The sequence below is a fragment of the Xanthomonas sp. 4461 genome, from assembly GCF_024806475.1.
GTDB lineage: Bacteria > Pseudomonadota > Gammaproteobacteria > Xanthomonadales > Xanthomonadaceae > Xanthomonas > Xanthomonas arboricola_F.
Genome location: NZ_JANTYV010000002.1, coordinates 289143 through 307212 on the forward strand (window position 1 = coordinate 289143; position 18070 = coordinate 307212).

Consider the following 18070-nt stretch of genomic DNA (forward strand, 5'->3'; position numbering starts at 1 on the left):
TAGGCGCCTCACCAAGCTGAACGACTACAGCGTCGTAACAGTGACGCGGGCATTCGCCTTAGCTGCCCCTCAGGCAGCGCCGACCAGACTGGCTGCGTCATCCCAAAGATGCGCCAGGAGGCGGCCATGTCCTTCATCTCGAACCCCTCGTCACATCACACGCCGTCACTGTCTCGCTCTGCCCCTACAGCGTCCGGGCGTCGGCAGGACATGCAGGACGACGGTGCCTCGCCGTGGCTATGGGCAACGCTGCTGGCCTTGTTGGTGGTGATCCCGGCGTGGTGGTGGGCCCGGCATGGCGATGAGTCGCTCGCCACCGACATCCGCCCTGCCCCTGCTGCCAGCCGCCAGATCCTGCCCAGCGCGGATGGCCCGCGCGCGATGACGATGATTGCGCATCAGCCGGTGCGCGCGGCGATCAACAGCGTGGATGCCAAGCCACTGCCGGGTAACACGATGCCCCGCTACCCGACCGATGTTGCGCGTGCCGGCATTCAGGGCAGCCGCACCGCACGCCTGCAACTGGACATGCAGGGCCAGGTGCGTGCAGTGACAATCGTCGACCGCAGCGGCAGCAACGACCCGCGGCTTGACGCAGCGGTGACCGAGAGCCTGCGCCAGTGGCGTTTCGAACCGGCCACGCGCGATGGCCACGCAGTGGTCAGCAGCGTGCAGGTGCCGGTCGAGTTCAGCGCAGAGCGCTGAGCCCGAAACCGGCGCCCTGCGCCAGCGTATCGAAGTCCGGGAACGAGGTGGCGACGTTGGCGATGTCGTTGACCTGCACGGCGCCGGTCGAGAGCTGACCGGCAATGGCGAATGCCATCGCGATACGGTGATCGCCGTAACTTTCGATCACACCGCTGCCAATCGTGCCGCCGTGAATGGTGGCGCCATCCGGTGTTTCATCGACCTGCACGCCGAGCGTGCGCAGACCGGTGGCCATGGCGGCCAGACGATCGGACTCCTTGACCCGCAGCTCGGCAGCGCCGGTCACGACGGTCTTGCCGTTGGCGGCCGCAGCGGCCACGAACAAGGCGGGGAATTCGTCGATCATGTCCGGCACCAGCGCTTCGGGAATCTGCGTGCCCTGCAACGGCGCATAGCGCACGCGCAGATCGGCCACCGGCTCGCCGCCATGTTCGGCATGGTTTTCTTCGGCAATATCCGCGCCCATCAACCGCAATGCAGCCAGCAGGCCGGTGCGCCGCGGATTCAGGCCCACCGCGCGCAGCACAATCTGCGAATCGGGAATGATGCTGGCAGCCACAATGAAAAACGCTGCCGACGAAAAGTCCGCAGGCACCGCAATGTCGGTCGCACGCAAACGCTGGCCGCCACGCAGACGCGCCTTGCCCGGCGAAAAATCGATCTCCACACCGAATGCAGACAACATGCGCTCGGTGTAATCGCGCGTGGGATGCGGCTCGGTCACCGAGGTCTCGCCCTGGGCGTACAGACCTGCCAGCAGCACGGCGGATTTGACCTGCGCACTGGCGACCGGCGACACAAAATCGATGCCGTGCAACGACTGACCGCCGTGCACACGCAAGGGAGGCGTGCCGTCGTCCTGGGTCTCGATGCTTGCGCCCATTTGCGCCAACGGGCCGGTCACGCGTCGCATCGGCCGCTTGGACAAGGACGCATCGCCGACCAGCACGCTGTCGAAGCGCTGCGCGGCCAGCAGGCCGGCGAGCAGGCGCATGCCGGTGCCGGCGTTACCGCAATCCAGTTCCTCGGTGGGCGCCTGCAAGCCGTCCACGCCGACGCCGTGCACAACGCGCTGCGATGCCGATGGGGTGTCGATCCGCACGCCCAGCTTGGCGAAGATGGCTGCGGTGGAGCGCGTGTCCTCGCCTTCGAGAAACCCATCGATCTGCGAAATGCCATCGGCGAGCGCGGCAAACATCACCGCACGATGCGACACCGACTTGTCGCCGGGAATGGCCAACGTACCGCGCAATGCGCTGCCCTGCTGCGCGATCCAGTGTTGCGTGCTGCTGCTCATGCGAATGATCCGATTGCTGCGCCGCCATGCAGGCGATGCGCTGGGTAAGAGATGGCAGCGCCGTCATCGCCAGAGCGGCGGCGCGCCAGTTGGGCGGGTGGTCGAGTGCTCAGGGGATCGCCACCGGATACGAGCCCAGCACCTTGATCTGCGCCGAATGCGCTTCCAGTTCGGCCAACGCCTGCTTCATCGCCTCGTCTTCTACGTGGCCGGCCAGATCGATGAAAAAGCCGTATTCCCACTTGGCCTGGTGCGAGGGACGCGACTCGATGCGATTCATGCTGATGCCATGCCGCGCGAACGGGCTGAGCACGTCGAACAACGCGCCCGGCTTGTCGTGGATGAACACCAGCACCGAGGTGCGGTCATGCCCGGAGGTGGGAAAGATCTGCCGGCCGATCACCAGGAAACGCGTGGTGTTGTCGTCGTCGTCTTCGATCGACTTCATGATGACTTTCTTCAAGCCATACACGTGCGCGGCGCTCTCGCCGCCGATCGCTGCGGCATCTTCGGCATTGCGCGCGCGCCGCGCGCCCTCGGCATTGCTGGAGACGGCGATCTTCTCGACCTTGGGCAGGTGCGAGCGCAGCCAGCCGGCGGTCTGGGCGAAGGATTGCGAATGCGCGTAGATGCGCTCGATGTCTTCCAGTCGGCCGTTGCGCGAGAGCAGGTACTGGTGCACGCGCAGCTCGACTTCGCCGCAGATTTTCAGGTTGGAGGTCAGGAACATGTCCAGCGTGACCTGGATGGTGCCCTGGCCCGAGTTCTCCACCGGCACCACGCCGAAGTCCGCATTGCCGGCTTCAACTTCCTGGAACACTTCCTCGATGGTCGCCATCGGCAGACCCACGGCCGAGCGCCCGAAGTGCTTGAGCACCGCCTGCTGGCTGAAGGTCCCTTCCGGGCCGAGATAACCGATCTTCAGCGGCTCCTGCTGGGCCAGGCAGGCCGACATGATTTCGCGGTACACGTGCACCAGCACTTCATCGCTGAGCGGGCCTTCGTTGCGGTCCACCACCATGCGCAGCACCTGCGCCTCGCGCTCGGGGCGGTAGTAATCCACCGCTGCGGCAAGCTTGCCCTTGGCCTTGCCGACCTGGTGGGCGAAGTTGGCGCGCTCGGCGATCAAGGCCTGGATGTTGCGGTCGATCTCGTCGATCTTGGCGCGCACGTCGGCCAGCACCGGTGCGGCGGCGGCAGGCTTGCCGATGGCGTTGCCCGGCTTGGTCGCGGGCTGGGCGACCTGCCTGGTCGCCGAGGCATCAGCCGCGCTGCTCGCTGTTTTGGTCTTGCTGCCCTTGGCAGCAGCGGGTTTGTTGGACTTGGGAGCCATCGCTGGGCATTCCTTGAGAAACGGCGCAAGCGCCTGCGCGGCCTGCGCCGCGGTCGAAGATGGGACTCAGCCGTGACGCTGCTGAAAGTCGTGCATGAAGGCCACCAGCGCCTGCGCGCCAGCCACCGGCATGGCGTTGTAGAGCGAGGCGCGAATGCCACCGACGGCTTTGTGGCCCTTCAATGCCAGCAGACCGGCGGCCTTGGATTGGCTGACGAACAACGCGTCCAGCTGCTCGTCCGGCAGGAAGAACGGGATGTTCATGCGCGAGCGCACGGCCGGCTTGATCAGGTTGCGATAGAAGCCGCCGGAGCGATCGATGGCGCCGTAGACCAACGCGGCTTTCTCGGCATTGCGACGTGCGAACTCTTCCACCCCGCCCTGCTCCAGCATCCACTTCACGGTGAGCCCGAGCAGATACCAGTTCCAGGTCGGCGGGGTGTTGAGCATCGAATCGCGCGCGGCATGCGAGGCGTAGTTGAAGATGTCCGCACGCGGCTGGCCGGCGCGCTCCAGCAGGTCGCGCCGCACGATCAGCACCGAGATACCGACCGGGCCCAGGTTCTTTTGCGCACCGGCATAGATCAGCCCGTAGCGCGAGATATCCAGCGGCTCGGAGGCAATGGACGAGCTGAAATCGGCAAACAGCGGCAAGGTACCGACATCCGGCGTGTCGCGAAATTCGACGCCGTGGATGGTCTCGTTGGCGGTGATGTGCACGTAGGCCGAGTGCGGCGACAAGGTCCAGCTGGCCACCGGCGGAATGTCGATAAAGCCATCTGCCTGCGCATCGGCGGCAATGCGCGCATCCACATAGGTGGCCGCCTGCTTGATCGCAGTCTTGCCCCAGTGCCCGGTGATCACGTAGTCGGCGGCCTGCCCGGGCGCGGCGAAATTCAGCGGCAACAAGGCCTGGATGGTGGTGGCGCCACCAGCGGTGAACAGCACCGCGTAGTCGTCGGGAATGGACAACAAACTGCGCAGATCGGCTTCGGCCGCGGCCGCTACGGCCATGAAATCGGCGCTGCGGTGGCTGATTTCAACGATCGAGGCGCCAACGCCATTCCACTCGATCATTTCCGCCTGCGCCTGCCGCAGGACAGCTTCCGGCAATGTCGCAGGGCCGGCACTGAAATTGAACGCGCGTGTCATGGCACACCTTGTCGAGCTAGCCTTCTAGTATGCCGCAGCGCATCGGGCTTGGCAGCGGGCAAAAAAGTTGCAGCTGCATCCTTTTGACCGGGCCTCACGTAACGTGGTGACAGCCACGGGACGAACGTTCACCCCTGTGGGCTACTCTCACGCTGCAGCCACTGCCGGAGCCTGCCATGTCGTTTCGCGATGCGTTCAAACTGCCGTCCAGCCAGATCACCGATGAGTCCGTCTACCGCGACCGGCGCCGGCTGCTGCAGCTGTTTGCGCTGACCCCGGCACTGGGCATGGCCGGATGCGCCGAGGCCGACCCGCCGCCTCCGCCCAAGACCGTGGTGACGCCGGCGCAGGCGCGCAGCGGCTTCCGCACCGCCGAAGAACTGACCAAGCTGGAAGACGTGACCAGCTACAACAACTTCTACGAGTTCGGCACCGACAAGACCGACCCGTCCAAGGCCGCCAAGACCCTGAAGTTGTCGCCCTGGTCGGTGAAGGTCAGCGGCGAATGCGAAAAGCCCGGCAGCCTGTCGCTGGACGAATTGCTCAAAGGCATCAGCGCCGAAGAACGCATCTACCGGCTGCGCTGCGTGGAAGGCTGGTCGATGGTGATCCCGTGGACCGGTGTGCCGCTGGGCGAGGTACTCAAGCGCTTCGCGCCAACCTCCAAGGCCAAGTACGTGGCGTTCACCACGCTGGCCGATCCGCAGCAGATGCCAGGCGTGCGCTATCGCTCGATCAACTGGCCCTACCGCGAAGGCCTGCGCATCGATGAAGCGATGCACCCGCTGACGCTGCTGGCCACCGGCCTGTACGGCAAGCCGCTGCCGCAGCAGAACGGCGCGCCGCTGCGGCTGGTGGTGCCATGGAAGTACGGCTTCAAGAGCATCAAGTCGATCGTGGAGATCCGCTTTGTCGAAAAGATGCCCGAGACCGCCTGGCACGACCTGCAGCCCTCCGAGTACGGGTTCTTTTCCAACGTCAATCCAGCGGTGGACCATCCGCGCTGGAGCCAGAAGACCGAGCGCCGGATCGCCGGTACCGCCAGCAAGCTGTTCGCCGAGCGCATCGCGACCAAGCCGTTCAACGGCTATGCGGATCAGGTCGCCTCGCTGTACGCGGGGATGGACCTGAAGAAGTGGTTCTAGGCAGTGATGTCCCCCGCGTAGGAGCGCACCCGGGCGCGACGGGCCTTACCGGTAATGCCTGTCGCGCCCGGGTGCGCCCCTACGTTTCCTGCCCGCGTGGCATCTCCTGCCCGCGTGGCACCGCTTCCTTGTTCGAGATCGCATGGCCAAGACGTCCGCTTCCCTGATTGCCGCCAAGACCCTGGTCCATGCCGCCGCACTGACGCCGATCGCATTGCTGGCCTGGCAGTTCTGGCAGGTGTGGCAGACCGGCAGCGATGCACTTGGCGCCGACCCGGTGGCCGAGATCGAGCATCGCACCGGGGTGTGGGCGCTGCGCTTTCTGGTGATCACCCTGGCGATCACCCCGCTCCGCCAGCTCACCGGCCAGGCCGTGCTGATCCGCTTCCGCCGCATGCTGGGGCTGTACGCCTTCTTCTATGCCAGCGTGCACCTGGCGGTGTACCTGAGCCTGGACCTGCGCGGCTTCTGGACGCAGATCTTCGAGGAGATCATCAAGCGCCCCTACATCACCGTGGGCTTTGCGGCGTGGCTACTGCTGGTGCCGCTGGCGATCACCTCGACCCAGGGCTGGATGCGGCGGCTCAAGCGCAACTGGGGCCGCCTGCATCAGCTGATCTATCCGATCGGCGTGCTGGCGGTGCTGCACTTCTGGTGGCTGGTGAAATCCGATATCCGCGAACCGGCGCTGTATGCCGGCATCCTTGCGGCCCTGCTGGGCTGGCGGATCTGGAAGAAGCTCAGCGCGCGCCGAACCACAGCAAGGCGCTCAGCGCAGCCGCCAGCAACACCGCGCTGAGCAGCAGCCATGGCCAACGCGCCACCTTCATCGGCGCGCGCGCCGGCTCGGCGACGGCGCGCGGGGGGAGCGGCGGCTCGGAATCGGGGATGTCCCAGGTGGTGCCGTGATGGATGCGCGGCACTTCCACCACGAAGCGGTGGCGGGCGTCGAACACCACCTGGTCGCCGGCCTGCAGCCAGCCATCGCGCACCTGCACGCCGTTGATCCAGCTGCCCTCCTCCGAGCCGAGATCGCGGATCAGTACGCGGTCGCCATGACGCTCCAGGCGTGCATGCTGCGCGGCGAAGGCGGGGTCGTCGATGACGATGTCCGAGGCCGGGTCGCTGCCGACCAGACGCGAGCGGTCCAGGGTGAAGCTGCGCCCGTGGTGACGGCCGCCCAGCCCGCGTAACAGCAGGCAGACTTCGCTCAGGCCGGCATCGTCTTCCTGCGTATCGTTGGCCGGCGCGCTGGAGGGCGCACTGCGCAACAGCATCTCCACGCCATCGGCATAGATCGCATCGCCCGGGCGCAACAACGCCATGCGGCGCACCGGGCGCCCGTTGACGTGGATGCCGCGGATGCCGTTGGCCACCTGCAGCCACAGGCCGCGCTGGTCCAGACAGAATTGCGCCAACAGCAGCGCCCCCTGGGCATCAGCCACCACCCGCACGCTGCCAGAGGCATGACGGACGATCCGGTGGACGCCGGGCTTGAGGGAATGATCCGGCTGCTGCCGGTGAGTGAAATGAACTTGCAGGTCGCGCACCCGCGGCAGACTAACAGGTTTGCCCCCGCCAGCGGCCAATCACCTCGCGCCCAGCCGCTGGGTGCCGGCATCGCGCGCAGCGGCCACCACGCGTTCGAAATGCGGGCCGCGTCCGTCACCGCATCGCCGCAGCATCGCTTTGCTCGCCTCGGTGCGGCCTTGCCACGTGCGTCCGCACTTGGAGCCAGCCGCGCGCATGCGCACAATGCGCGACTACTTTCGTCTTACCCAGGCAGCTCATGTCCAGCATCGATATCCGCCACGACCATTCCCTGCCGCCGGCACAGGCCCGCGCGGCGATCGACGAGGCGGCGCGCAAACTGACCGATCGCTACGGCGTCGCCTCGCATTGGGAAGGCGACACCTTGCGCATCTCCCGCGCCGGCGTGGACGGGGCGATCGCGCTACTGCCGCAGCAGGTGCATGTCACCGCCGAACTCGGCTTCCTGCTATCGGCCATGCAGCCGATGGTGGAGTCGGAAATACGTCGCCTGCTGTCGGAAAAGCTCGCCTGAGCGAGCGCTGTCGTCACAGCTGCTTCAGCGCCAAGTCACCCGCCCCGCACGCGATGGGCGGATGCTTGAGCCGGGCCAGGTCGGGCACCGCTTCACCTGCCCGATGCAGGGCCGGCACTAGGGTGAACGTAACGTCACTTCGGCAATCGACAGGAGCATCGCATGACGACCGGATACGATCAGAACGGCAACCGTGACACCACGGCGTCGGGCTTCCAGGCCCAGGCAGAGCAGATTTCGCGGCGGCTTGGCGAGTCGGCGCAGACCGTATGGCTGGCCGGACTCGGCGCACTGGGCCGCGTGCAGAGCGAAGGCGGCAAGTTGTTCGACTCGCTGGTGCGCGAAGGCGCCGCCTACGAACGCAGCGGCCAGCGCAAGGCCGCCGACAGCGTGGACGAGCTGCGCGAGGAAGTGGAGACCCAGTTCGAGCAGGCCCGCGATACCGCAGTGCGCGGCTGGGACAAGCTGGGCAAGGCCTTCGACGAGCGCGTCAAGGGGGTGCTGCGCACGCTCAATATCCCCGAGCAGGAAGAACTGGAAAACCTGCGTCGCGAGGTCGAATCGTTGAAGGCGCAGGTGCGGGCCAACACCGCCGCAACCAAGCGGGCCAATCGCACCGCCAACCAGGCCGCACAGGCTGCGAGCAGCGACGCGGGCTCGTCGACCGGCAATCCGGCGGCGTTCGACGGGGAATAAGCGTTACCGCCGCTGGTGATGGCGAAATCTCACGGCCCCCGGCGGCGGGTAGAGGTGGCAGTTCGATCTGCCTGTGGGTTGCCCGTGCAACTCTTTGGGGTCGGACCTTCTGTGGGCTATCGGCACTACTGAGCCTTCCGTCAGGTATCGATAGGCTGGACGCCATTACGGCAGGATGGCGTCGCAAGCCGTGCTTGCGTCGCCATGCTGCGCCACGCTTACACACCTGCGGCTGGGCAGCAGCCATACGCATGCGCGATGTTGCAAGGCAGCATTATTTTTCGGACAATCGGGAAGGACCCGCCAGTCCTGCAACACGAAGTCCGTTTGCTCCCCTCCCCTCACGGCTTCGGACTGGCGGGTCTTTCGCTGCCTGGGTCACGGCTCGTGACATCCCTGCCTGCGATGCATTGACGAAACCTGCGCGAAGGATTCTTCTAGGCGTACCGATTCGTTATACGCGCCATACCCTCGCTTGATGCTTATGCCTTCCTGGATCTTGGCGCTGCTGGCCGCACTGCTGCTCTGGCTGGCGGTGTCTGTCTACTTCTGGCTGGTGCGACGTCGCGCCAACGAAACCGATGCGGGCATACGCGCGCTGGCGGCCATGCACTGGCGCGATTTTTCCGCCGTGGTGCTGCGGGTCCTGCAGGACCAGCGCGGCTGGCAGCCGGTCCAGCTGCCGCAGGACGGCCTGCCCACGGCCGACTTCATGATGCAGACCGATCACGGCACCCGCCTGGTGGCCTGCAAGCATGGCCGCGGCTATCGCATCGGCGTGGCTGCTGTGAACGAGCTGGGCGCGATGGCGCGGCTGGCCGGTGCCGGCGGCGGGGTGATGGTGACCGAGGGCCGCATGGAGCGCGAAGGCCTGGCCGCTGCGGAAAAACAGTCCATCGAAGTGCTGGACGGCACGCGGCTATGGCCACTGCTCAAGCCTTATCTGCCAGGCGATGTGGAGACCGGCGTGGTCAACATGGCGCGGCGACGGGCGATCCGCCACAGCATCATCGCCGGTGCCGCACTGGCCACGCTGGCGCTGGTAGCGGTGCTGGCGCTGCGCCCCCCTGAGCCTGCTCCGGCACCGGCGCAGACGGTGGCCGCTGCGCGTGCATCGGCGGATGCGGCACCGCGCACGCCACCGGCGGCCACTTCGCCGGTGAACGCTACGCAGGCCGCGCCCGGTGCAGCGTCGACAACGGCCGCCCCCCTGCCGCCGGCAACGGCGGCAGAGCCGGACGACGCAACGCTGCAAGGCTATCGCCGCGAAGTGTCCAGGACGCTGGCGCAAACGCCGGGCCTGGTGCGCGGCATCTGGATCACCCAGGCAACGCTGGCGGTGGATCGCACCGTGGAAGACAGCGCGGCCTGGCCATTGATCTGCCAGCAGCTCGAACGCTACCCCTATCTGCGCACGGTCCGCGTGCAGCTCAATCCCCGCCCCGGTGTGGACGAGCCGGTACGCTGGCGGCAATGCACCACGATCTGACCGGGTGTGCCCTACAGATTGCGCCGCGCCATCGAGCACCGGCGGTTCTGATATGGACGCGATTGATCGAGACGGCAGTTGCATGCACAAGCAGCTGCAAGTCCAGAAAGGAGTGGCGCAAATGCGCCGGCTGACTACCTGCGGACGTCGAGGTCGCGATCCTTATGTCACCCGATCCAGCCAAGACAGCACGAGAAGGCATGAGAAGGCAGTCGTGAGCATGATCGTCTGCACACCGGCGCTGCCCTGCCGCAGATAGACCGGCTGGCTGCCTGCAGTCGGGAGTCACGCCCCTCTGTCAGCCAAATGTCGGGATACATGGATTGGCCGACCGACGCCTCGAAGGGATTGCGCGTTCGATTTGCGGCGTGATTGCAGCTGCTGACCCGCTCAGGCAGCCCTGCCTGCGACACGTCGATGTCGATCACGCCGACATCGTCCACAGCACCGTTACCGATGCCACCCACCCATTCCAGCACCGCCCCTCAACGCATGCCGGGCGCAAATCGCGCCACCAGATCGTATGAGCCGCCCAGAAACATTTGCCGCACGTAGGTCACCGGCTGATCGCCGCGCCAGGTGTGGCGGTCGATCACCAGGCATGCAGCACCCTCGTTGACCTGCAGGCACCTGGCTTGTACGGCGTCGACGCTGACCGCACTGATGCGATGCTCGGCGCGCGTCCACGGCACGTTGCGCAATAGCCAGCTCCCGGGCGCCACATCGGTGAACGTCTGCCTTAATGCGTCTGGCACGGTGGTCACATCGATCACGCGCTGCTCCAGCGCAAACGGGCTGCCGTCGGCCAGATGCACGCTATCGAGCGCCAACAGTTTGCCGGTGCTGCCCAACGCGCGCTCCTGAGGCACGCGCTGACGCACGTTGCGCAGCCGGCGCGACAACAGCGAAAACGCATACAGGTGACCGCGCGTGGTCATTTCCACTTCGATATCCGGGATCGAGAGCGCCACCTGCTCCAGATGCGGATGCGGCCGGGCCACGAACGACCCGGTGCGGCGGCGGCGCTCGATCATGCCCGCATCGGCGAGCAGGCCGAGCACCTTGTTGACGGTCATGCGCGAGCAGCCGTACTGCGTCATCAACTCGTGTTCGGGCGGGATGCGATGGCCCGGCGGCCAGTCGCCGCTATGAATGCGTTGCTCCAGATCCTGCCGGATGCGTTGATGCAAGGTGCCGGGTGCGGCGATGGGGGTGGCGGTCAAAGCTGCGGTCTCCGGTCAGACCTGCATTGTGCCCGCATCGTCTCAATTGCCCAGCACTGTGCGCAACACGCCGGCAAAACGCGTGGCAATGCGCGCGCGATCCACATGCCGACCATCGCGCACCACCTGGCGCCCGCCGCGCCAGACGTGACGCACGGCAGTGGCGCGTGCGGCGAACAGCCAGCTGTCCAGCAAGGCGTCGCCGCTGCGGGCGAGCAAGGACGGATGGGCAGTGTCCAGCTCCACCAGATCGGCCGCAGCGCCGGACTGGATTCCATGCCGCGCCACGCCCAGCGCCTGCGCTGCACCGTCGCCCGCCTGGTCGTACAACCAGCGCCCGCTGGAGATGTCGGCAGGCGCGAGCACGTTGCGCGCCTGCCGGTGCAGTCGTTGGCCGTATTCGAGCAGGCGCAGTTCTTCGGCCGCATCGATCAACACGTTCGAATCCGAGCCCACGCCAAAGCGACCACCGGCGGCGGCGAATGCCTGCATCGGGAACAAGCCGTCGCCCAGATTGGCCTCGGTGATCGGGCACAGCCCGACCACCGCGCCGCTGTCGGCGATCGCCCGCAGCTCGCTGGCATCCACATGCGTGGCGTGCACCAGACACCAGTGCGCCGCCACCGGTGCGTTGCCCAGCAACCATTGCACCGGACGCTGGCCCGACCACGCCAGGCAGGCGTCGACTTCGCGCTGCTGCTCGGCGATATGGATGTGGATCGGGCCATCGGTGAGCGGCACCAGCGCCTGCAGCTGCTGCGGCGTGACCGCGCGCAAACTGTGCGGTGCCAGCCCGAGCACGGCATCGGGCAATGCCTTGAGGCTGAGCCTGCAGTGCTCGAGCAGGCGCGCGAACCCATCGATGTCATGGATCAGGCGCTGTTGCGCCGCGCTCGGTGCAGCCCCGCCGAAATCCGAATGCGCATAGAACACCGGCAGCAGGGTCAGCCCGATCCCGCTGCTGACGGCCGCAGCGGCGATGCGCTCGGACATCTCGCCGGCATGCGCGTAGGGCGCACCGCCGACAGCGTGATGCAGATAATGGAATTCGCCGACGCGGGTGAAACCGCTCTCCAGCATCTCGACATAGGCCTGCTCGGCGATCGCCTGCAGGCTGTCCGGATCCAGCCGGTCGACGAAGCGGTACATCAACTCGCGCCAGCTCCAGAAGCTGTCGCCGCTGCGCCCCCCCACTTCGGTCAGGCCGGCCATGCCGCGCTGGAGCGCATGGCTGTGCAGGTTGCCCAGGCCTGGTACCAGCATCTCTGCGCGGGTATCGGTGGCGGCCGCGGCCACCTCGGTCTGTACCGTGGCGACGCGCCCCTGCTCCAGGGTGATCCGGACGCTGCCCGCCCAGCCACTGGGCAACAGGGCCCGCGCTGCCCACAACGCCTGTACCGGTTGATCTGCCACTGGACACCCTCGATTGACGATCTTATTGTATATACATATCAGACACCACGAGCCTGCGCCATGCATTGCGACGCCCTCTGGCACAACGCGCAGCTGATGACCCTGGACGCCGCCGATGCTGGCCTGGGCATCGTGGACGATGGCGTGATCGCCTGCCGGGACGGCCGCATCGTGTATGCCGGCGCGGCGGCACAGGCGCCCGCGCTTGAAGCAGACAGCACGCACGATTGCCAGCGGCGCTGGATCAGCCCGGGCCTGATCGATTGCCATACCCACCTGGTCTATGCCGGCAATCGCGCCAACGAGTTTGAACAACGCCTGCGCGGCGCCAGCTATGCGCAGATCGCCGCGGCCGGTGGCGGCATCGTGGCCACCGTGCGCGCCACCCGCGCCGCAGACGATGCCGCATTGCTCGCCGCCAGCCTGCCGCGCCTGGATGCCATGCTCGCCGAGGGCGTGACCACGCTGGAAATCAAATCCGGCTACGGGCTCACGCTCGAGGACGAAACCAAGCAACTGCGCGTGGCGCGCCAACTTGCCACGCTGCGTCGGGTCGAAGTCGTGCCGACTTTTTTAGGCGCGCATGCGGTGCCGCCGGGCAGCGATGCGCAGCAGTACATCGATGCGGTGTGCACGCAGATGATTCCGGCCATTGCCGCGCAGGGGCTTGCCGAGGCGGTTGACGTGTTCTGCGAGCACCTGGCGTTTTCGCCGGCGCAGGCCGAACAGGTTTTTATCGCCGCGCAGGCCCAGGGCTTGCGCGTCAAGATCCATGCCGAGCAACTGAGCAACCAGCACGGCGCAGCGCTGGCGGCGCGCCATGGCGCGTTGTCGGCCGACCACATCGAATACCTGGACCAGGCCGGCATCGATGCGATGGCCGCTGCCGGTACCGTGGCGGTCCTGCTGCCCGGCGCGTTCTATTTCACCCGCGATACCCAGCTGCCGCCGATCGATGCGCTGCGTGCGGCCGGGGTGCCGCTGGCGTTGGCCACCGACTGCAATCCGGGCACCTCGCCGCTGACCAGCCCGTTGCTGGCGATGAACATGGCGGCCACGTTGTTCCGCATGACGGTGGACGAATGCATCGCCGGTTTCACCCGCGAAGCTGCGCGTGCGCTCGGCCGCAGCGCCCGGCTTGGCCAGCTGCGCGCCGGCATGGACTGCGACCTGGCGATCTGGGACATCGACGCGCCGGCCGACCTGGTCTATCGCATGGGTTTCAACCCTCTTCATGCCCGCATCTGGCGCGGGCATTCGACCTGATCGATCGTGGAGTTGTCATGAGTGCTTCTGTTGTCTTGCAACCCGGCCAGGTGACGCTGGCGCAATGGCGCGCGTTGTATCGCGGCGCTGACGCGGCATTGGATGATGCCTGCGCGGCGGCGGTGCTACGCAGCGCGCAGACCGTGGAGGCCATCGTCGCGCGCGGCGAGCCGATCTATGGCGTCAACACCGGTTTCGGCAAGCTGGCCAGCGTGCGCATCGAGCGGCAGGACCTGCAGACCTTGCAACGCAATATCGTGTTGTCGCACGCAGCCGGCGTCGGCGATCCCACGCCGGTGGCGGTGGTGCGGCTGATGATGGCGCTCAAGCTCACCAGCCTTGCCCAGGGAGCCTCGGGCGTGCAGCCGGACACGCTGGCATTGCTGGAAGCGATGCTGCGTCAGGGCATCACCCCGGTGGTGCCGTGTCAGGGGTCGGTCGGTGCGTCCGGCGATCTGGCGCCGCTGTCGCATCTGGCGGCGGCGATGATCGGCGTCGGTGAAGCCTTCGTCGGCGGCAAGCGTTTGCCTGCCGCCGACGCGCTTGCGCAGGCGCAGTTGCAGCCCCGCGTGCTCGGCGCCAAGGAGGGCCTGGCGCTGCTCAACGGCACCCAGTTCTCCACCGCCTGTGCATTGGCCGGCCTGTTCGAGATCGAAACCGTGTTGCAGGCCGCGCTGGTGACCGGAGCGCTATCGGTGGAAGCGGCCAAGGGCTCCGATACGCCGTTCGATGCGCGCATCCATGCACTGCGCGGGCAACCGGGGCAGATCGCAACCGCTGCGGCGCTGCGGGCGTTGATGGCCGACTCGGCGATCCGCGAATCGCATCGTCTTGGCGATGTGCGCGTGCAGGACCCGTATTGCCTGCGTTGCCAGCCGCAGGTGATGGGCGCAGCGCTGGACATCATGCGGCAGGCTGCGCGCACGCTGGAAATCGAAGCCAATGGCGTCTCCGATAACCCGTTGGTCTTCAGCGACACCGGCGAGGCCTTGTCTGGCGGCAACTTCCATGCCGAGCCGGTGGCCTTTGCTGCCGACATGCTGGCGATGGCGGTGTGCGAGATCGGCTCGATCAGCGAACGCCGCACCGCAATGCTGGTCGACCCGGCGCTGTCCGGCCTGCCGGCGTTTCTGACCCCGCGCCCGGGCCTGAATTCCGGCTTCATGATCCCGCAGGTGACTGCTGCGGCATTGGTGTCGGAAAACAAGCAGCGCGCGTATCCGGCCAGCGTCGACTCGATCCCGACCTCGGCCAACCAGGAAGATCATGTGTCGATGGCCGCGCATGGCGCGCGACGCCTGCTGGCCATGGCGGAAAATGCCGCGCACGTGATCGGCATCGAGTTGCTGGCGGCGGTGCAAGGCTGCGATTTCCATGCGCCGCTGCGCTCCAGCACTGCACTGGAAGCCGCACGCGCCCTGCTGCGTGCACAGGTGCCCATGCTGCAGGACGATCGCTACTTTCATCCCGACATGCTGGCGGCCAGCGCGCTGGTGCGCTCGGGTGCATTGGCAGACGCGGCGGCGATCGCGTTGCCGGGCGTGGAGCAGCACGCATGACGCGGCGGGTAACACAGCATTTGCGCAGCGCCATGGCGCCGTGCGGCGCGTTGGCGGCCAACGCGAGATCTGCACGCAACACGGCTGCATTGCGTACTCAACCCCATGACGCTCGCTCTGGCCGGCACGACTTTCTGGTTGCCATGCATGCAACCGGAGCACAGCGATGAGCGCCCTGCCCGCTTGGCTGGAAGTGCATCGCGGCGAGGCGCCATTGCTCATCAGCTTCCCGCATACCGGCACCGAGCTGCCCGATACGGTGGCCGACCAGTTCGTGTCGCCATGGCTGGCGCGCCGCGACGCCGATTGGTGGGTGCACCAGTTGTACGACTTCGCACAGGCGATGGGTGCCACGACGGTGCGCACGGCCATCTCGCGCTCGGTCATCGACGTCAACCGCGACCCCAGTGGCGCATCGCTGTATCCGGGCCAGAACACCACCGGCCTGTGTCCGCTGACCACCTTTGACAATCAGCCGCTGTATGCCGACGGGCAGGCGCCGGATCAGGCGCAGATCGATCTGCGCCGCACGCAGTGGTTCGACCCGTATCACCTCGCCCTGTCCGACGAAATCGCGCGCCTGCGTCAGCGCCACGCAAAGATTGTGGTGTACGACGCGCACTCGATCCGCTCGGTCATCCCGCATCTGTTCGACGGTGAGTTGCCGCAGTTCAACATCGGCAGCAACGACGATCGCAGCTGCGATCCCGCCCTGGCCGACGCCGTCGAACAGCTGTGCCGCAGCAGCGGCTCCAGCACCGTGCGCAACGGACGTTTCAAGGGCGGCTGGATCACCCGTCATTACGCGCAGCCCGAGCACGGCGTGCACACGCTGCAGATGGAGCTGGCCTGCCGCGGCTACATGCGCGAGCCGGACACCATCACCCAGGACAGCTGGCCCACGCCGTGGCAGCCGGTGCACGCCGTCGCGTTGCGCGCAGTGCTGCGACACGTGCTGCTGGCCTGCCTGCAGTTCGCCAATGCGCCCCTCTCCAACACCGCGCCGCACGCGGCCAACCGTTGATTGCAAGGAACCCGGCATGACCCGTCACGATGCAACCCGCGTCATCCGCGCCGCCACCGGCACCACGCTCACCGCCAGGAGCTGGCTCACCGAAGCGCCGCTGCGCATGCTGATGAACAATCTGGACCCGGACGTGGCCGAGCGCCCGCAGGAACTGGTGGTGTATGGCGGCATCGGCCGCGCCGCGCGCGATTGGGAATCCTTCGATGCGATCGTCGCCGCACTCACCCGCCTGGACGAGGACCAGACCTTGCTGGTGCAATCGGGCAAGCCGGTCGGGGTGTTCCGCACCCATGCCGATGCGCCGCGCGTGCTGATCGCCAACTCCAACCTGGTGCCGCGCTGGGCCACCTGGGACCACTTCAACGAACTGGATAAAAAAGGTCTGGCGATGTACGGCCAGATGACCGCCGGCAGCTGGATCTACATCGGCGCGCAAGGCATCGTGCAAGGCACCTACGAAACCTTCGTCGAGATGGGCCGCCAGCACTACGCCGGAAACCTGGCCGGCAAGTGGCTATTCACCGGCGGCCTCGGCGGCATGGGTGGCGCGCAGCCGCTGGCTGCGGTGATGGCCGGCGCTTCGTGCCTGGCGGTGGAATGCCGCCGTTCCAGCATCGACATGCGCCTGCGCACCGGCTATCTGGACACCTGGACCGACTCGCTGGACGAAGCGCTGCGCCTGATCGAGGAATCGTGCACGGCCAGGAAGCCGCTGTCGGTCGGCCTGCTCGGCAACGTCGCCGACGTGCTCGACGAACTGCTGCTACGCGGAATCAAGCCGGACCTGCTGACCGACCAGACCTCCGCACACGACCCGGTCAACGGCTATCTGCCGCAGGGCTGGAGCGTGGAAGCGTGGGACGCAAAGCGCGTCAGCGCGCCCAAGGAAGTAGAAGCCGCCGCGCGCGAGACAATGGCCAACCATATCCGCGCGATGCTCACCTTCCACGCGCTCGGCGTGCCCACCGTGGACTACGGCAACAACCTGCGCCAGATGGCGCTGGAGCAAGGTGTGTCCGACGCGTTCGACTTCCCCGGTTTCGTGCCGGCCTACATTCGCCCGCTGTTCTGTCGCGGCATCGGCCCGTTCCGCTGGGTGGCGCTGAGCGGCGATCCGGAAGATATCGCCAGGACCGATGCCAAGGTCAAGGAATTGATTCCCGACGATGCGCACCTGCACCGTTGGCTGGACATGGCCGCTGAAAAGATCGCCTTCCAGGGGCTGCCCGCGCGCATCTGCTGGGTCGGCCTGGGCGACCGCCACCGGCTCGGCCTTGCCTTCAACGCGATGGTGCGCAGCGGTGAGTTGAAAGCGCCGGTCGTGATCGGCCGCGATCATCTGGATTCGGGCAGCGTCGCCTCGCCGAACCGCGAAACCGAAGCCATGGCCGACGGCTCCGATGCGGTCTCCGACTGGCCATTGCTCAATGCCCTGCTCAATACCGCCAGCGGCGCGACCTGGGTCTCGCTGCACCACGGCGGCGGCGTCGGCATGGGCTTCTCGCAACACGCCGGCATGGTAATCGTCTGCGACGGCAGCGAAGCGGCCGACAAACGCATCGAACGCGTGCTCTGGAACGACCCGGCGACCGGCGTGATGCGCCATGCCGATGCCGGCTATGCCATTGCAACCGATTGCGCGCGCGAGAAGGGCCTGGATCTACCTGCCATCCTGTCCTGATGCTCGCATTCCGCCA

General features: G+C 66.7%; 16 protein-coding genes. 10 read left to right on the forward strand and 6 right to left on the reverse strand.

Translation table 11 applies throughout. The annotated features are described in order from the left end of the window. Positions 1–126: 126 nt before the first annotated feature. A complete protein-coding gene (locus FHY19_RS09000; RefSeq protein WP_259164962.1) occupies positions 127–705 on the forward strand; it encodes an energy transducer TonB in 579 nt (192 codons plus the stop codon). Here the strand turns inward: FHY19_RS09000 and aroA are convergent. The 3 genes from aroA to serC form a co-directional block, all read right to left on the reverse strand. Then, entirely contained in the window at positions 689–2005 is a 1317-nt protein-coding gene (aroA, locus tag FHY19_RS09005) for a 3-phosphoshikimate 1-carboxyvinyltransferase (protein ID WP_259164988.1), read from the reverse strand. The genes FHY19_RS09000 and aroA overlap by 17 nt on opposite strands. Positions 2006–2114: 109 nt before the next feature. Continuing rightward, a complete protein-coding gene (pheA, locus tag FHY19_RS09010; RefSeq protein WP_259164993.1) occupies positions 2115–3338 on the reverse strand; it encodes a prephenate dehydratase in 1224 nt (407 codons plus the stop codon). 66 nt (positions 3339–3404) lie between these two features. Then, on the reverse strand, positions 3405–4490 hold the full coding sequence (gene serC, locus FHY19_RS09015) for a 3-phosphoserine/phosphohydroxythreonine transaminase (RefSeq protein ID WP_259165001.1): 1086 nt from the start codon (positions 4488–4490) through the stop codon (positions 3405–3407). A gap of 176 nt (positions 4491–4666) precedes the next feature. Here serC and msrP point away from each other — a divergent pair, with 176 nt between their 5' ends. Together msrP and msrQ are read left to right on the forward strand one after the other, a co-directional pair. Beyond that, complete coding sequence (gene msrP / locus FHY19_RS09020; RefSeq protein ID WP_259153773.1) at positions 4667–5635, forward strand: protein-methionine-sulfoxide reductase catalytic subunit MsrP; 969 nt, start codon at positions 4667–4669, stop codon at positions 5633–5635. A gap of 142 nt (positions 5636–5777) precedes the next feature. After that, the gene (msrQ, locus tag FHY19_RS09025; RefSeq protein ID WP_259165005.1) at positions 5778–6434 is read left to right on the forward strand and encodes a protein-methionine-sulfoxide reductase heme-binding subunit MsrQ; all 657 of its coding nucleotides are present in this window, start codon (positions 5778–5780) and stop codon (positions 6432–6434) included. Here the strand turns inward: msrQ and FHY19_RS09030 are convergent. Continuing rightward, a complete protein-coding gene (locus FHY19_RS09030) occupies positions 6376–7185 on the reverse strand; it encodes an FHA domain-containing protein (protein ID WP_259165011.1) in 810 nt (269 codons plus the stop codon). The genes msrQ and FHY19_RS09030 overlap by 59 nt on opposite strands. 239 nt (positions 7186–7424) lie before the next feature. On the opposite strand from FHY19_RS09030, the gene FHY19_RS09035 reads away from it, so the two are divergent. From FHY19_RS09035 to FHY19_RS09045, 3 genes are all read left to right on the forward strand, one after another. After that, a complete protein-coding gene (locus FHY19_RS09035; protein ID WP_005991192.1) occupies positions 7425–7700 on the forward strand; it encodes a polyhydroxyalkanoic acid system family protein in 276 nt (91 codons plus the stop codon). A gap of 162 nt (positions 7701–7862) precedes the next feature. After that, positions 7863–8396, forward strand: a complete 534-nt coding sequence (locus FHY19_RS09040; RefSeq protein ID WP_046965565.1) for a phasin family protein — start codon at positions 7863–7865, stop codon at positions 8394–8396. Positions 8397–8874: 478 nt separating this feature from the next. Next, positions 8875–9885, forward strand: coding sequence for a restriction endonuclease (locus FHY19_RS09045; protein WP_259165013.1), 1011 nt, complete (start codon positions 8875–8877; stop codon positions 9883–9885). Positions 9886–10370: 485 nt separating this feature from the next. Here FHY19_RS09045 and hutC read toward each other — a convergent pair whose 3' ends face one another. Both hutC and FHY19_RS09055 read right to left on the reverse strand, forming a co-directional pair. Further along, positions 10371–11108, reverse strand: a complete 738-nt coding sequence (gene hutC / locus FHY19_RS09050; RefSeq protein ID WP_259153767.1) for a histidine utilization repressor — start codon at positions 11106–11108, stop codon at positions 10371–10373. A 42-nt stretch (positions 11109–11150) separates the two neighbouring features. Then, positions 11151–12521 carry a formimidoylglutamate deiminase gene (locus FHY19_RS09055; RefSeq protein ID WP_259165015.1) on the reverse strand — a complete coding sequence of 457 codons (1371 nt, stop codon included), beginning with the start codon at positions 12519–12521 and terminating at the stop codon, positions 11151–11153. 60 nt (positions 12522–12581) lie between these two features. On the opposite strand from FHY19_RS09055, the gene hutI reads away from it, so the two are divergent. The 4 genes from hutI (at position 12582) to hutU (ending at position 18054) form a co-directional block, all read left to right on the forward strand. Continuing rightward, positions 12582–13787, forward strand: a complete 1206-nt coding sequence (gene hutI / locus FHY19_RS09060) for an imidazolonepropionase (protein ID WP_259165028.1) — start codon at positions 12582–12584, stop codon at positions 13785–13787. Between the two features lie 17 nt (positions 13788–13804). After that, positions 13805–15346, forward strand: coding sequence for a histidine ammonia-lyase (gene hutH / locus FHY19_RS09065; RefSeq protein ID WP_259165034.1), 1542 nt, complete (start codon positions 13805–13807; stop codon positions 15344–15346). 166 nt (positions 15347–15512) lie between these two features. Then, positions 15513–16370 carry an N-formylglutamate deformylase gene (gene hutG, locus FHY19_RS09070; RefSeq protein ID WP_259165042.1) on the forward strand — a complete coding sequence of 286 codons (858 nt, stop codon included), beginning with the start codon at positions 15513–15515 and terminating at the stop codon, positions 16368–16370. Positions 16371–16386: 16 nt separating this feature from the next. Further along, positions 16387–18054, forward strand: coding sequence for a urocanate hydratase (hutU, locus tag FHY19_RS09075; protein WP_259165044.1), 1668 nt, complete (start codon positions 16387–16389; stop codon positions 18052–18054). The last annotated feature ends 16 nt before the right edge of the window (positions 18055–18070 follow it).